Origin of the sequence: Pseudomonas citri (assembly GCF_025336485.1) — a bacterium.
GTDB classification, from domain to species: domain Bacteria; phylum Pseudomonadota; class Gammaproteobacteria; order Pseudomonadales; family Pseudomonadaceae; genus Aquipseudomonas; species Aquipseudomonas citri.
Genome location: NZ_JAODAB010000014.1, coordinates 111211 through 127203, shown reverse-complemented (window position 1 = coordinate 127203; position 15993 = coordinate 111211). Strand labels below are relative to the sequence as shown.

Below are 15993 nucleotides of genomic sequence, written 5' to 3'. Positions count from 1 at the left end.
TCGATTGTGATTGACGAAATAAGCGAAGAGTACTGTCGAGACTGACAGTTCTTTATATTTTTTTAATAAGTTTTTTATAGCGTTTTAAGTTTGGCTCATTAATCGACTCTCCCTCCCCGCAAGGGGGAGGGGGATTGGGGGTCAAGCGTTGGACTGAGAGACCTGGGGTGAATTGAAGCAAGCTTCCCGCAGTGATAGTGCGGCTCAAAAAAGCCCCGCACTTCTTGCGAAGGCGGGGCTTTCAAGATTGTCGCTGATCAGAACAAATCAATTGGCGCCGCTTCGTCCGCCGGCAGCGGGCTGCCTGGCGCAACGCCGTTGCCCAGTTCGTTGACCGATGGCGGGGTATCTTCGCTCTTGAACAGCTCGAAATACGCGCCTGGCGTGCCTGGGGTGGCGGCGCGACCGCTGACCGGGTCGACCCGCAGGCTGAGGATGCCTTCCGGCTCTGGCTGGGTGTGCGGCGGCTTGTCCTTGAGGACTGCGCCCATGTAGCTCATCCAGATCGGCAGCGCCACGGTGCCGCCGAATTCGCGCCGTCCCAGGCTTTCGGGCTGGTCGAAGCCGGTCCAGACGGTGGTGACGTAATCGGCGTTGTAGCCCGAGAACCAGGCATCCTTGGATTCGTTGGTGGTGCCGGTCTTGCCCGCCAGGTCACTCCGGCCCAGGGCCAGTGCGCGGCGGCCGGTGCCGAGCTTGATCACGTCCTCGAGCATGCTGTTGAGGATGTAGGTGGTGCGGCCGTCAATGATGCGTTCGGCGATTGCAGGGGCTTGTGGCACTGCCGGAGCGGTCGTGGCTTCGCCCGGTGTCGCATTCACGGTGAACGCCTCGCTGGATGGTGCGGCGAGGCCGTCGCTGGCTTGCTCGCCGGCGGGTACCCGTGGTGGGTTGGCGACGAACAGCGTCTCACCGTTGCGGCTTTCGATCTTGTCGATGATGTACGGGGTGATCTTGTAGCCGCCGTTGGCGAAGGTGCTCCAGCCCGTGGCGATTTCCATCGGCGTCAGGGTCGCGGTGCCCAGGGCCAGGGACAGGTTGCGCGGCAAGTCCTGCTTGTTGAAGCCGAACTTGCTGATGTAGTCGATGGTGCGGTCCACGCCCAGCGCCTGCAACAGGCGGATCGACACGAGGTTGCGCGACTTGTACAGCGCTTCGCGCAGGCGGATCGGGCCCAGGAAGGTATTGGTGTCGTTCTTCGGTCGCCAGACCTTGTCCAGGTACTCGTCGACGAACACGATCGGCGCATCGTTCACCAGGCTGGCGGCGGTATAGCCGTTGTCCAGGGCGGCACTGTAGACGAACGGCTTGAAGCTCGAACCCGGCTGGCGCTTGGCCTGCAAGGCGCGGTTGTAATTGCTCTGCTCGAAGGCGAAGCCACCCACCAGCGAGCGGATGGCGCCGTTCTGTGGGTCGAGGGAGACCAGCGCGCCCTGGGCAGCCGGGATCTGGCTGAACTTGAGGGTGTTGTCTGCCTGGCGTTGCACCCGGATCAGATCACCGACCTGGGCCACCTCCGACGGCTGCCGGGGTGCGGCGCCCATGCTGTTGGTGTTGAGGAACGGGCGGGCCCATTTCATGCTGTCCCACGTCACATGCTCTTGCGACTCGCCGTTGCGGGTCAGGACCTTGAGGCCATCCTTGTCCACCGACGTGACGATCGCCGGTTCCAGGCCGCTGATGGTGCGCTGCTTGGTCAGCTCCAGGGCCCAGGCTTCCTTGGTCTTGCCTGGCAGGCGCGATTCGGGCCCGCGGTAGCCGTGGCGCTGGTCATAGGTCATCAAGCCTTCGTGCAGCGCGGTATTGGCCATTTCCTGCAGGTTGCTCGGCACCGTGGTGGTGACGCGGAAACCTTCGGTGTAGGCGTCGCTGCCATAGCGCCCGACCATCTCGGCGCGGGCCATCTCGGCAATGTAAGGGGCGTTCACTTCCGGGGTCGGCACGTGGTAGCTGGCGTTCAGGGGTTCGTTGATCGCCGCGGTGTAGTCGGCCTCGCTGATCTTGCCCAGCTTGTACATGCGTCCCAGGATCCAGTCGCGTCGCTCCTTGCTGCGCGCCGGGTTGGCCAGGGGGTTGAAGCGCGACGGTGCCTTGGGCAGGCCGGCGATCATCGCCATCTGCGCCAGGCTCACATCACGGATCGACTTGCCGTAGTACACCTGCGCCGCCGCCTCGATGCCGTAGGCGCGGTTGCCCAGGTAGATCTTGTTCACGTACAGCTCGAGGATCTCATCCTTGGTCAACTGCCGTTCGATTTGCAGGGCCAGGAGGATCTCGGTGGTCTTGCGCGAGAAACTGCGCTCGCTGGTCAGGAAGAAGTTCTTGGCCACCTGCATGGTGATGGTGCTGCCGCCGGACTGGATATGCCCGCTCTTGACCAGTTGGCTGGCGGCACGCATCAGGCTGCCGGGGTCGACACCGTAATGGTTGGCGAAGTTATCGTCTTCAGCACTTAGTAACGCATTGATGAAATTGGGGGGAATGTCGGCGAAACGGATCGGTGTGCGGCGCATTTCGCCGAATTCGGCGATCAGTTTGTTATCGCTGCTGTACACCCGCAGAGGAATCTGCAACTGAATACTTCTCAGCGCCTCCACGGACGGCAATCCCGGACTAAGGTAAAGGAACGCACCGCTCAGGCCCAAGAGCAGTCCACAGAAAACGGCGACGATGGACCATCCGAAAAATTTCAGCAGACGAATCAAGGTTTTTGGATATCCAGGCAAAGAATGAAAAAGGGCCAGGTGCTGGAAAAGGGCCCATGGTTGCAACGGCACGAAAAAAACGCTCGGCATTATAAGCATTTTTTTTCGTCAGGCATGCCATCCGGACGTCCGTCGGACCGGAGTGATTGAACGCAATGCGTATTAGAGAGTCCGTAACTCACGGATAGTCATAGGGAATTGGTAGTGCTACGACTCTTCAATAAAAAAGCCCATGCGCTTCTGGGGATCGACATCAGTTCGACGTCGGTGAAGCTGCTTGAGTTGAGCCGTCAGGGCGACCGCTATCGTGTCGAGTCCTATGCGGTCGAACCGTTGCCGCCCAACGCGGTGGTCGAGAAGAACATCGCCGAGCTCGAAGGGGTGGGGCAGGCTTTGTCACGCGTGCTGGCCAAGGCCAGGACGCCTGTGCGCAGCGTGGCCGTGGCGGTAGCGGGCTCGGCGGTGATCACCAAGACCATCGAGATGGACGCCGGGCTGTCCGACGACGACATGGAGAATCAGCTCAAGATCGAGGCCGACCAGTACATTCCTTATCCGTTGGATGAGGTGGCCATCGATTTCGAAGTCCAGGGAGTGTCGCCGCGCAGCGCCGAGCGGGTCGAGGTGTTGCTGGCGGCCTGTCGCAAGGAAAACGTCGAGGTGCGCGAGGCGGCGCTGGCCCTGGCCGGGCTGACGGCCCGGGTGGTCGATGTGGAGGCCTATGCGCTAGAGCGCGCCTTTGGCCTGCTCGCCCGGCAACTGGCGGCCTCCCAGGAGCGCCTGACCGTGGCGGTCATCGATATCGGCGCCACCATGACCACCCTCAGCGTGCTGCACAACGGGCGCATCATCTACACCCGCGAGCAATTGTTCGGGGGGCGCCAGCTCACCGAGGAAATCCAGCGCCGTTATGGCCTGACGCCGGAGCAGGCGGGGTTGGCGAAGAAGCAGGGCGGGCTGCCGGACGACTACGTCGGCGAGGTGCTGCAACCGTTTCGCGAAGCCCTGGTCCAGCAGGTGTCGCGCTCCTTGCAGTTTTTCTTTGCGTCGGGGCAATACAGTGCGGTCGACCATATCCTGTTGGCGGGCGGCACCGCCTCGGTCACCGGTCTGGACCGGCTGATCGAGCAACGCCTGAATACGCCGACGCAGGTGGCGAACCCGTTCACCAACATGGCCCTGAGCAGCAAAGTCAATGCCGGGGCGCTGGCCAGTGATGCGCCAGCGTTGATGATCGCCTGTGGGTTGGCCCTCAGGAGTTTCGACTGATGGCACGGATCAATCTTCTTCCCTGGCGCGAAGAACTGCGCGAAGAGCGGCGCAAGCGCTTTTTGCTGGCATTGACGGGGGCGGTGGTCGGGGCGATAGGCGTGACGCTGATTGCAGTCCAGTCCATCCACAGCGCCATCGACCATCAACTGGCGCGCAACGCTCATATCACCGAGCAGATCGCCCTGCTGGACGAGCGCATCAAGCAGATCAGCGAGTTGAAAGCCCGTCGCCAGCAGTTGGTGGAGCGCATGCGCATCATCCAGGACCTGCAGGGCAACCGGCCCATCAGCGGGCGTATTTTCGATCAACTGGCGAGGACGCTGCCGGAGGGCGTGTATTTCACCGAAGTGAGGATGGAAGACCGGATGCTCTCCATCAAGGGTGTGGCGCAATCGAACAACCGGGTTTCCGACCTGATGCGCAATCTCGACGCCTCGGACCTGTTCGATGCGCCGAACCTGACGGAAGTCAAGGCCGCCACGGCCGGGCAGCCTGACCAGGCCAACGTCTTCCAGCTGACCGTGCGCCAGACCCGCCCGGTCGATGTGGAGGAGGCGCAATGAAGCCAGGAGAGTGGTTCGACGCGCTGCGCAAGATCAATCTCAGCGACCTGGATACCAGCAACCTGGGCTCCTGGCCGGCGCCGGTCAAATGGCTGGCCGGTGTCCTGTTGGTGATACTGGTGCTGGGGCTGGGCTACAACTTTGCCTTGAGTGACCTGGAGGACCAGTTGCAGCAGGTGCGCGAGGAGGAAAACACCCTCAAGGCGCAATTCGCGGGCAAGGCCCATATGGCGGCGAACCTGGAGCGCTACACCGAGCAGATGAAGCAGATGGAAACCTCCTTCGGTGTGCTGTTGCGGCAGTTGCCCAGCGACACCGAGGTGCCCGGCCTGCTGGAGGACATCACCCGCACTGGCCTGGGGAGTGGCCTGGAGTTCGAAGAGATCAAGCTGCTGCCGGAAGTCACCCAGCCCTTCTACGTCGAGCTGCCGATCCAGATCACCGTGACCGGCGGTTACCACGACCTGGCGACGTTCGTCAGCGGCGTGGCCGGGTTGCCGCGGATTGTTACGCTGCACGATTTCGAGATTGCGCCGATGGAGCCGGACGGGGGGGCGAAGTTGCGCATGAGCATCCAGGCCAAGACCTACCGCTATAACGAGCAGGAGGCACAGCCATGATGCCGCTCTGCCGTATCTGCTTGCTGGTGGGGCTGGTTGCGTTGGCAGGCTGCAACGACGACAACGGTTTCAGCGACCTGGACGCCTATATGAACGAGGTGCGCCTGCGCCCGCCTGGCAAGATCGAGCCGACGCCGACGTTCAAGCCCCAGGAAACCTTCACCTACAGCGCCGCCAACCTGCGCAGTCCGTTTTCCCGACAAGTCCGGGTGGACCAGGCTGGTCGCCAGCAGGGGTCGCGCACTGTCCGGCCTGACCCCAACCGGGTCAAACAGTACCTGGAAGGCTTCAACATCGAGCAGTTTGAAATGGTCGGAACGCTTTCCAACGCCAGCGGCTCCTTCGCGCTGCTGCGCGGCGCGGGCGGGGTGCATCGGCTCAAGGTGGGGGACTACCTGGGACGCAACGATGGGCGGATCGTCGCGATCAGCGCCACCCAGGTCGATGTGGTCGAAATCGTGCCCGATGGCGAAGGCGCCTGGCTGGAGCGGCCACGGACCATTACTTTGAAAGAGCATTCATAGTGGAATTCGAACAATGAACAGGATTTTTTCAGCCCTCGGTATTTCGCTATGGATAGCGCTGGTGTCGCCGATGGTTCTTGCGGCCAGTTTGAAGACGCTGGATGTCGCGGCGCTGCCGGGGGACCGTGTCGAATTGAAGCTCACGTTCGACGGACCACCGCCGACGCCCAAGGGTTACACCACCGAGCAGCCGGCGCGGATCGCCCTGGACCTGCCCGGGGTCACCAATCAACTGGCCAGCAAGCGCCATGACCTGGGGGGCGGCAATGCCCGCAGCGCCACCGTGGTCGAGGCGGGGGACCGTACCCGGTTGATCATCGGCCTCACGCAACTGGCGCCGTATAACACTCGAATCGAAGGTAACAGCCTGTTTGTCGTGGTTGGCAAGGGCGCGGCGCCAAGGGCTGCGACCACGACCCCGGCCCAGGCGCCACGCCAGGCGGTCGCCAGCGCTGCGCCCGCGAGGGCTGGCGCGCCCGTGGACAAGGCGATCCGGGGCGTGGACTTCCAGCGCGGGACGCAGGGCGAAGGCAACGTGGTGATCGACCTGTCGGACCCGTCCATTGCCCCGGACATCCAGGAGCGCGAGGGCAAGATCGTCCTCAATTTCCCCCGGACCCAATTGCCCGAGCCGCTGCGGGTGCGGTTGGACGTCAAGGACTTCGCTACCCCGGTGCAATTCGTCAATGCCAGCGCCGGCTCCGACCGGGCGACCATCAGCATCGAGCCCAGCGGTACCTACGACTACTCCACCTACCAGACCGACAACAAATTGACCGTCAGTGTCCGGCCAATGACTGTCGAGGACCTGCAAAAGCGCAACACCGATCGCTCCGCCTACAGCGGTGAGAAACTCTCCCTGAACTTCCAGGACATCGAAGTGCGCTCGGTCCTGCAATTGATCGCCGACTTCACCAACCTGAACCTGGTGGCCAGTGACACCGTGCAGGGCGGCATCACCCTGCGCCTGCAGAACGTGCCCTGGGACCAGGCGCTGGACTTGGTGCTCAAGACCAAGGGGCTGGACAAGCGCAAGGTCGGCAACGTGCTGTTGGTGGCCCCGGCCGATGAAATTGCGGCGCGCGAGCGCCAGGAGCTGGAGTCCCAGAAGCAGATCGCCGACCTGGCGCCCTTGCGTCGCGAGTTGTTGCAGGTCAATTACGCAAAGGCAGCGGACATCGCCAAGTTGTTCCAGTCGGTCACCAGCGCGGAGGCGAAGGCGGACGAGCGCGGTACGATCACCGTCGATGAACGAACCAACAACATCATCGCCTACCAGACCCAGGACCGGCTCGACGAACTGCGGCGGATCGTCGCTCAGCTGGATATTCCGGTGCGCCAGGTGATGATCGAGGCGCGGATCGTCGAGGCCAACGTCGACTATGACAAGAGCCTGGGGGTGCGCTGGGGCGGTTCGGTGCAGAACAAGGGGAACTGGAACTCTTCCGGGGTCACCACGGGCAGCTCCACCACCATCGGCACGCCGGGCAGTACCAGCACCAACCAGCCATTCGTCGATATGGGGGCTGCAGGCAACACCTCGGGCATCGGCATTGCGTTCATCACCGACAACGTGCTGCTGGACCTGGAGTTGACCGCCATGGAGAAAACCGGCAACGGGGAGATCGTCTCGCAACCCAAGGTGGTGACCTCCGACAAAGAGACCGCCAAGATCCTCAAGGGCACGGAAATCCCTTATCAGGAAGCCAGTTCCAGCGGTGCCACCTCGGTGTCGTTCAAGGAGGCCTCGCTGTCGCTGGAGGTAACGCCGCAAATCACCCCGGACAACCGCATCATCATGGAGGTCAAGGTCACCAAGGATGAGCCCGACTACCTGAACAAGGTGCAGGAAGTGCCGCCGATCAAGAAGAATGAAGTCAACGCCAAGGTGCTGGTCAATGACGGCGAGACCATTGTGATTGGCGGGGTTTTCTCAAATACTCAGAGCAAGGTCGTAGATAAGGTGCCATTTCTTGGCGATGTGCCGTATCTTGGCCGCCTTTTCCGGCGTGATGTGGTCTCGGAGAAAAAATCCGAGCTGTTGGTATTCCTCACTCCGCGTATCATGAATAACCAGGCGATTGCTGTGAGTCGTTGATTCTGTGCGAAATTTGATTCTTGTTGGGCCGATGGGCGCTGGAAAAAGCACCATCGGCCGTTTGCTGGCCAAAGAGCTGCGCCTGCCATTCAAAGATTCCGACAAGGAAATTGAATTGCGCACGGGTGCCAATATCCCATGGATTTTCGACAAGGAAGGCGAGCCGGGCTTTCGGGACCGGGAGCAGGCGATGATCGCCGAGCTCTGCGCGTTCGACGGCGTGGTGCTGGCCACGGGGGGCGGCGCGGTGATGCGCGAAGCCAACCGTCAGGCGCTGCATGCCGGCGGACGAGTGGTCTATCTGCATGCGTCCGTCGAGCAACAGGTCGGCCGCACCGCACGCGATCGCAACCGACCGCTGCTGCGTACCGCCGATCCGGCCAAGACCCTGCGGGACCTGCTGGCGCTGCGTGATCCGCTGTACCGGGAGATTGCCGACCTGGTGGTGGAAACCGACGAGCGGCCGCCGCGGATGGTTGTGCTGGATATTCTCGAACGGTTGCAGCAATTGCCTCCCCGTTAATACGCCTGGCGAAATGCGCTATCCTCGACGTCCCGTCATGGCCCGCCTGGGTCGTGGCGAATGGCCATTGAGTGGCGTCAGGGGCTGGCACCGTGGACTTTCGTTAATTGCAGGCAGGACGCCTGATTCCATCTTCACTGTGGGGACACATGCAGACACTTAAGGTCGACCTGGGCGAGCGCAGCTACCCGATTCACATTGGCGAAGGCTTGTTGGACCAGCCCGAACTGCTGGCGCCGCATATTGCCGGGCGGCAAGTGGCGATCATCTCCAATGAAACCGTCGCGCCTCTGTATCTGGAACGCCTGACCCGCAGCCTGTCGGCCTTCTCGGTCATTTCCGTGGTGCTGCCCGACGGCGAAGCCTTCAAGACCTGGGAAACCTTGCAGCTCATCTTCGATGGCCTGCTGACGGCGCGGCACGACCGCCGCACGACGGTGATCGCCCTGGGCGGCGGCGTGATTGGCGACATGGCCGGCTTTGCGGCCGCCTGTTACCAGCGCGGCGTCGATTTCATCCAGATCCCTACCACGCTGCTGTCGCAGGTCGACTCGTCGGTGGGCGGCAAGACCGGGATCAACCACCCGCTGGGCAAGAACATGGTCGGCGCCTTCTACCAGCCCAACGTGGTGCTGATCGACACCGCGACCCTCAAGACGTTGCCGGCGCGGGAGCTGTCGGCGGGGCTGGCGGAAGTCATCAAGTACGGGTTGATCTGCGACGAGCCGTTCCTGGGGTGGCTCGAAGAGAACGTCGACCGCCTGCGCGCGCTGGATCCGGTGGCGCTGACCTACGCCATCGAGCGCTCCTGCGCCGCCAAGGCCGCCGTGGTCGGTGCCGACGAGCGTGAATCGGGTGTGCGCGCCACGCTCAACCTGGGCCATACCTTCGGCCACGCCATCGAAACCCACATGGGCTACGGTGTCTGGCTGCACGGCGAAGCCGTGGCAGCTGGCACGGTCATGGCCTTGGAGATGTCCGCGCGCCTGGGTTGGATCAGCGAGCAGGAGCGCGATCGCGGAATTCGTCTGTTCCAGCGCGCCGGGCTGCCGGTGATTCCGCCAGTGGAAATGAGCGAGGCGGATTTTCTCGAACACATGGCAATCGACAAGAAAGTGATCGACGGTCGCCTGCGCCTGGTGCTGCTGCGCCACATGGGCGAAGCGGTGGTGACCGACGATTATCCGAAAGAGGTTCTACAGGCCACGCTGGGCGCGGACTACCACGCCCTGGCTCAGCTTAAAGGTTAATAAGATTCCGATGACTAGTTTGCATGCCGACGAGGCTTTCCTCGGCCATTTCCAGTTGAGTCATGACCCTTTCGCTCCACGGGTCCCCGGCTTCAAGTTCTTCCCCGCCCAGCGCAAGCCCGTGCTGGGCCAGTTGCACCACCTGGCCCGCTATAGCCAGTTGCTGCTGGTGGTCACCGGTCCCCAGGGCAGCGGCAAGACCCTGTTGCGCCAGGCCCTGGTGGCCAGCACCAACAAACAGTCAGTGCAGAGCGTGGTGGTATCGGCCCGTGGTGCCGGTGATTCAGCCGGCATACTGCGTCAGGTCGCCCAGGCGCTGAACGTTGCCCAGGCTGAAGTCGGGGCGATTCTCGATCAGATCGTGCAACTGGCGCTGACGGGCCAGGAAGTCTACCTGCTGGTGGACGATGCCGAGCAGCTCGATGAGTCGGCGCTCGAGGCCTTGCTCGCTTTGGGAGCCGGAGCGCCGGAAGGTCGCCCCCATGTGTTCCTGTTCGGCGAGTCGTCGCTGATCGCCGACCTGGACCAGTTGGAGCTCGAGGAAGAGCGTTTCCACGTCATCGAGCTGGCGCCCTACACCGAGGAAGAAACCCGGGAGTACCTGGCCCAGCGCCTGGAAGGCGCTGGCCGGGGTATCGAACTTTTCACCGCAGATCAGATCTCTGAGATTCACGAAGGCGCAGGTGGCTGGCCTGGCAACATCAACCAGGTCGCCCGCGATGCCCTGATCGAAGTCATGATTGCCAGCCGCTCAGCGGTGAAGCGTCCAAGTATGGGGTTCAACATGCCGAAGAAACACGTATTGGCGATATCCGCCGTGGTCGTGGTCGCGGTTGCCGCCGCCTGGCTGATGCCGGGTCGCAACAAGACGCCTGCCACAGGTACACCTGCCAACGAACAGGCCCAGCTGCCCCTCGGTCAGGGCACGCCGCAACCCAACGGCGGTGCGCCGGCGGTGGAATTTGCCGGCAACACCCAGCCGATGCCGCTGCCGTTGGTCGGCCAGTCTCAGCCGGTCATGCGCGGACCACTGGCTGAAGCCGCCGGTGGAATCACCGAAGGCGACGACGGAACCGCCCCGCCGATCGATGACAGCAGCGACACTCCGCCGACCGTGACCACCACGGCACCGCCTGCCGGCGTGCCGGCCGGCCCGGCTCCGACGCCCGTGCCTGTTCCGACCGCCAAGCCGGCTCCGACGACGACCGCCAAGCCGACTCCGGCGCCCACCCAGCTCGCGACCGCCAAGCCAGCCCCGGCGCCTGCCCCCGTGGCCAAGCCCGCACCGGCCCCGGCGGCGAAACCGGCTGCGCCGGCCAAGACCGCAGGTGGCAACTGGTACGCCGGCCAGGCGCCGGGCAACTACGTGGTACAGATCCTGGGCACCAGTTCCGAGACCGCCGCGCAGAACTTCGTCAAGGAACAGGGCGGCGAGTACCGTTACTTCAAGAAAGTGCTCAACGGCAAGCCACTCTATGTCATCACCTACGGCAGCTTTGCCAGCCGTGATGCAGCTGTTTCCGCCATCAAGGCCTTGCCAGCGAAGGTTCAGGCTGGTAAACCTTGGCCTCGTACTGTTGCCAGCGTCCAACAGGAACTGGCAGCAACCCGCTGAAGATTCGGCGGCCTTACCCAGGCCGCCTCTCCCGGCAACCTCAACATTTCCGCAAGGACGGGCGACCTTTCAGGCCGCGCGCCTTGTGGTGTCTGCGTCACAGTAGCGTTTGAGTCGTGGCGGTCGAACCCAAAAAAGTTTTGACTAGCACAGCATATAGCTTTAAACCTTTCATAAACGCGACATGAATTTGCGACGGTTCGTCGTCAAATTTGTGGGGCTTTGTGTCGGTGTGTACAATGACCTCCCTTTTGCCCCCGCAAAGCTGGCGGCCGTTCAGTGCGGTATGCAATGGGTTGAATTGAAAAGAAATTTGCCTCGATAAGAGGCAGCCTGGTGAGAAAGTGTCTATGAAAGCAGGTCTGTACCAACCCGATGAATTCAAGGATAACTGCGGTTTCGGCCTGATTGCCCATATGCAGGGCGAGCCCAGTCACACCCTTTTGCAAACGGCCATCGAGGCCCTGACCTGCATGACCCACCGCGGTGGGATCAACGCCGACGGCAAGACCGGTGACGGTTGTGGCTTGCTGATTCAAAAGCCTGACGAGTTCCTGCGAGCCATTGCCCAGGAAACGTTTGGTGTGACCCTGCCCAAGCAGTACGCCGTGGGCATGGTGTTCTTCAACCAGGACCCGGTGAAGGCCCAAGCCGCTCGCGAGAACATGAACCGCGAGATCCTTGCCGCCGGCCTGCAACTGGTGGGCTGGCGCAAAGTGCCGATCGACACCAGTGTCCTCGGTAGCCTGGCCCTGGCGCGCCTGCCGCTGATCGAGCAGGTGTTCATCGGTGGCGAAGGCCTGAGCGACCAGGAAATGGCGATCAAGCTGTTCAGCTCCCGTCGTCGCTCGTCCGTGGCCAACGCCGCCGACACCGACCACTACATCTGCAGCTTTTCCAACAAGACCATCATTTATAAAGGCCTGATGATGCCGGCGGACCTCACCGCCTTCTATCCGGACCTGAACGATGAACGCCTGAAAACCGCCGTCTGCGTGTTCCACCAGCGTTTCTCGACCAACACCCTGCCCAAGTGGCCGTTGGCCCAGCCGTTCCGCTTCCTGGCCCACAACGGCGAGATCAACACCATCACGGGCAACCGCAACTGGGCCCTGGCCCGTCGCACCAAGTTCGCCAACGACCTGATGCCGGACCTCGAAGAGCTCGGGCCGCTGGTCAACCGCGTGGGCTCGGACTCCTCGAGCATGGACAACATGCTCGAGCTGATGGTGACCGGCGGCATCGACCTGTTCCGTGGCGTGCGGATGCTGGTTCCACCGGCGTGGCAGAACGTCGAGACCATGGACCCGGACCTGCGGGCCTTCTACGAATACAACTCCATGCACATGGAGCCGTGGGACGGCCCGGCCGGTATCGTCATGACCGACGGTCGCTATGCCGTGTGCCTGCTCGACCGTAACGGCCTGCGTCCGGCGCGTTGGGTCACCACCAAGAACGGGTTCATCACCCTGGCTTCGGAAATCGGCGTCTGGAATTACCAGCCCGAGGACGTCATCGCCAAGGGCCGTGTCGGCCCGGGCCAGATCTTCGCCGTGGACACCGAGACCGGCCAGATCCTCGACACCGACGCCATCGACAACCGGCTCAAGTCCCGTCATCCGTACAAGCAATGGCTGCGCAAGAACGCCCTGCGCATCCAGGCGACCATGGAAGACAACGACCATGGTTCGGCTTTCTACGACGTCGACCAGCTCAAGCAATACATGAAGATGTACCAGGTGACGTTCGAAGAGCGTGACCAGGTGCTGCGCCCGCTGGGCGAGCAGGGCTACGAAGCGGTCGGCTCCATGGGCGACGACACGCCGATGGCCGTGCTGTCGCAGCGCGTGCGCACGCCATACGACTATTTCCGCCAGCAGTTCGCCCAGGTGACCAACCCGCCGATCGACCCGCTGCGCGAAGCGATCGTGATGTCCCTGGAAATCTGCCTGGGTGCCGAGCGCAACATTTTCCAGGAGTCGCCGGAACACGCCTCGCGGGTGATCCTCAGCTCGCCGGTCATTTCCCCGGCCAAGTGGCGCTCGCTGACCAACCTCGATCGTCCGGGCTTCTCCCGCCAGGTCATCGACCTGAACTACGACGAGAGCGTCGGCCTCGAAGCGGCGATCCGCAATGTGGCCGACCAGGCTGAAGAAGCCGCGCGTGCCGGTCGCACCCAGATCGTGCTCAGCGACCGTCATATTGCCCCGGGCAAGCTGCCGATCCACGCCTCGCTGGCCACCGGTGCGGTGCATCACCGCCTGACCGAGAAAGGCCTGCGCTGCGACTCCAACATCCTGGTGGAAACCGCCACTGCCCGCGATCCGCATCATTTTGCGGTGCTGATCGGTTTCGGTGCCTCGGCGGTCTATCCGTTCCTGGCCTACGAGGTGCTGGGCGACCTGATTCGTACCGGTGAAGTGTTGGGCGACCTCTACGAGGTGTTCAAGAACTATCGCAGGGGCATCACCAAGGGCCTGCTCAAGATCCTGTCGAAGATGGGTATCTCAACCATCGCCTCGTATCGCGGTGCGCAACTGTTCGAGGCCATCGGCCTGTCCGAAGAAGTCTGCGATCTGAGTTTCCGTGGTGTGCCGAGCCGCATCAAGGGCGCGCGTTTCGTCGACATCGAAGCCGAACAGAAGGCCCTGGCGGCCGAAGCCTGGAGCCCGCGCAAGCCGATCCAGCAGGGCGGCCTGCTGAAGTTCGTCCATGGCGGCGAATACCACGCCTACAACCCGGACGTGGTCAACACCTTGCAAGCGGCCGTGCAGCAGGGCGACTACAGCAAGTTCAAGGAATACACCGCGCTGGTGGACAACCGTCCGGTGTCGATGATCCGCGACCTGCTCAAGGTCAAGACTCTCGACACGCCGCTGGACATCAGTGAAGTGGAACCGCTGGAGTCGGTGCTCAAGCGCTTCGACTCCGCCGGTATTTCCCTGGGCGCCTTGTCCCCGGAGGCCCACGAAGCCCTGGCCGAAGCCATGAACCGCCTCGGTGCGCGTTCCAACTCCGGTGAAGGCGGCGAAGACCCGGCACGCTACGGCACCATCAAGAGCTCGAAAATCAAGCAAGTGGCCACCGGCCGTTTCGGCGTGACGCCTGAATATCTGGTGAACGCCGAGGTCCTGCAGATCAAGGTGGCCCAAGGCGCCAAGCCTGGCGAAGGCGGCCAGTTGCCGGGTGGCAAGGTCAACGGTCTGATCGCCAAGCTGCGCTACGCGGTACCGGGCGTGACCCTGATCTCGCCACCGCCGCACCACGACATCTACTCGATCGAAGACCTGTCGCAGCTGATTTTCGACCTCAAGCAGGTCAACCCGCAGGCGCTGGTCTCGGTGAAACTGGTGGCGGAAGCCGGCGTCGGTACCATTGCCGCTGGCGTGGCCAAGGCCTATGCCGACCTGATCACCATCTCCGGCTACGACGGTGGCACCGGTGCTTCGCCGCTGACCTCGATCAAATACGCGGGCGCGCCGTGGGAACTCGGCCTGGCCGAAACCCACCAGACCCTGCGCGGCAACGACTTGCGCGGCAAGGTCCGGGTGCAGACCGACGGTGGCTTGAAAACCGGCCTCGACGTGATCAAGGCCGCCATCCTCGGCGCCGAGAGCTTCGGCTTCGGCACCGCGCCGATGATCGCCCTGGGCTGCAAATACCTGCGTATCTGCCACCTGAACAACTGCGCCACTGGCGTGGCGACCCAGAACGAGAAGCTGCGCAAGGATCACTACATCGGTACCGTCGACATGGTGGTGAATTTCTTCACCTACGTGGCCGAGGAGACCCGTGAGTGGCTGGCGAAGCTGGGCGTGCGCTCGCTTGGCGAACTGATCGGCCGTACCGATCTGCTGGAAGTGATCGAGGGCCAGACCGCCAAGCAGCATCACCTGGACCTGACCCCGTTGCTGGGCAGCGACCTGGTTCCGGCGGACAAGCCGCAGTTCTGCGAGGTCGATCGCAACCCGCCGTTCGACAAGGGTGAGCTGGCCGAGAAGATGGTCGACATGGCCGCTACGGCGATCAACGACCTGAGCGGTGCCGAGTTCAACCTGGACATCTGCAACTGTGACCGCTCCATCGGCGCACGGATCTCCGGCGAAATCGCGCGCAAGCACGGTAACCAGGGCATGGCCCATGCGCCGATCACCTTCCGCTTCAAGGGCACTGCCGGCCAGAGCTTCGGTGTCTGGAACGCCGGTGGCCTGAACTTGTACCTGGAAGGCGATGCCAACGACTACGTGGGCAAGGGCATGACCGGCGGCAAGCTGGTCATCGTGCCGCCCAAGGGCAGCGCCTACAAGACCCAGGACAGTGCCATCATTGGCAACACCTGCCTGTATGGCGCCACGGGCGGCAAGCTGTTCGCCGCCGGCACCGCGGGCGAGCGTTTTGCCGTGCGTAACTCCGGCGCCCACACCGTGGTGGAAGGCACCGGCGATCACTGCTGCGAGTACATGACCGGTGGTTTCGTCTGTGTTCTGGGCAAGACCGGTTACAACTTCGGCTCTGGCATGACCGGCGGTTTCGCCTACGTGCTCGACCAGGACAACACCTTCGTTGACCGGGTCAACCACGAACTGGTGGAAATCCAGCGGATCAGCGGCGAGGCGATGGAAGCCTACCGCAGCCACCTGCAACGCGTACTGGATGAGTATGTCGAGGAAACCGACAGCGAGTGGGGTCGTGAACTCGCCGAAAACCTCGATGACTACGTGCGGCGTTTCTGGCTGGTCAAGCCCAAGGCGGCCAACCTGAAATCGTTGCTTTCCAGCACCCGTGCCAACCCGCAGTGATATGCGCCTGAAGAGTTTGATGAG

At 62.7% G+C, this 15993-nt stretch carries 10 protein-coding genes; 9 read left to right on the top strand and 1 reads right to left on the bottom strand.

Features of this window, described 5'->3' with window-relative positions; translation table 11 throughout:
• Window positions 1-257 precede the first annotated feature (257 nt).
• Window positions 258-2702, bottom strand: coding sequence for a penicillin-binding protein 1A (locus N4Q37_RS16835; RefSeq protein WP_390897936.1), 2445 nt, complete (start codon window positions 2700-2702; stop codon window positions 258-260).
• A 207-nt stretch (window positions 2703-2909) separates the two neighbouring features.
• Here N4Q37_RS16835 and N4Q37_RS16830 point away from each other — a divergent pair, with 207 nt between their 5' ends.
• The 9 genes from N4Q37_RS16830 to gltB all read left to right on the top strand — a co-directional run bounded on the left by N4Q37_RS16830 (window position 2910) and on the right by gltB (window position 15969).
• Window positions 2910-3974: a pilus assembly protein PilM gene (locus N4Q37_RS16830; RefSeq protein ID WP_260959573.1), complete on the top strand. Its 1065-nt coding sequence runs from the start codon at window positions 2910-2912 to the stop codon at window positions 3972-3974.
• Entirely contained in the window at window positions 3974-4540 is a 567-nt protein-coding gene (locus N4Q37_RS16825) for a PilN domain-containing protein (RefSeq protein WP_260959571.1), read from the top strand. Before N4Q37_RS16830 ends, N4Q37_RS16825 begins: the two co-directional genes overlap by 1 nt.
• Window positions 4537-5160, top strand: coding sequence for a type 4a pilus biogenesis protein PilO (gene pilO / locus N4Q37_RS16820; protein ID WP_260959570.1), 624 nt, complete (start codon window positions 4537-4539; stop codon window positions 5158-5160). Before N4Q37_RS16825 ends, pilO begins: the two co-directional genes overlap by 4 nt.
• The gene (locus N4Q37_RS16815; protein WP_260959567.1) at window positions 5157-5684 is read left to right on the top strand and encodes a pilus assembly protein PilP; all 528 of its coding nucleotides are present in this window, start codon (window positions 5157-5159) and stop codon (window positions 5682-5684) included. Before pilO ends, N4Q37_RS16815 begins: the two co-directional genes overlap by 4 nt.
• 13 nt (window positions 5685-5697) lie before the next feature.
• Window positions 5698-7782: a type IV pilus secretin PilQ gene (gene pilQ / locus N4Q37_RS16810; protein WP_260959565.1), complete on the top strand. Its 2085-nt coding sequence runs from the start codon at window positions 5698-5700 to the stop codon at window positions 7780-7782.
• Between the two features lie 4 nt (window positions 7783-7786).
• A complete protein-coding gene (aroK, locus tag N4Q37_RS16805) occupies window positions 7787-8305 on the top strand; it encodes a shikimate kinase AroK (RefSeq protein WP_260959563.1) in 519 nt (172 codons plus the stop codon).
• A 149-nt stretch (window positions 8306-8454) separates the two neighbouring features.
• Entirely contained in the window at window positions 8455-9555 is a 1101-nt protein-coding gene (gene aroB, locus N4Q37_RS16800) for a 3-dehydroquinate synthase (protein ID WP_260959561.1), read from the top strand.
• Between the two features lie 10 nt (window positions 9556-9565).
• Window positions 9566-11170 (top strand): AAA family ATPase, encoded by a 1605-nt coding sequence (locus N4Q37_RS16795; RefSeq protein WP_260959559.1) that lies wholly within the window; start codon window positions 9566-9568, stop codon window positions 11168-11170.
• 350 nt (window positions 11171-11520) lie between these two features.
• Entirely contained in the window at window positions 11521-15969 is a 4449-nt protein-coding gene (gene gltB, locus N4Q37_RS16790) for a glutamate synthase large subunit (protein WP_260959557.1), read from the top strand.
• Window positions 15970-15993 lie beyond the last annotated feature (24 nt).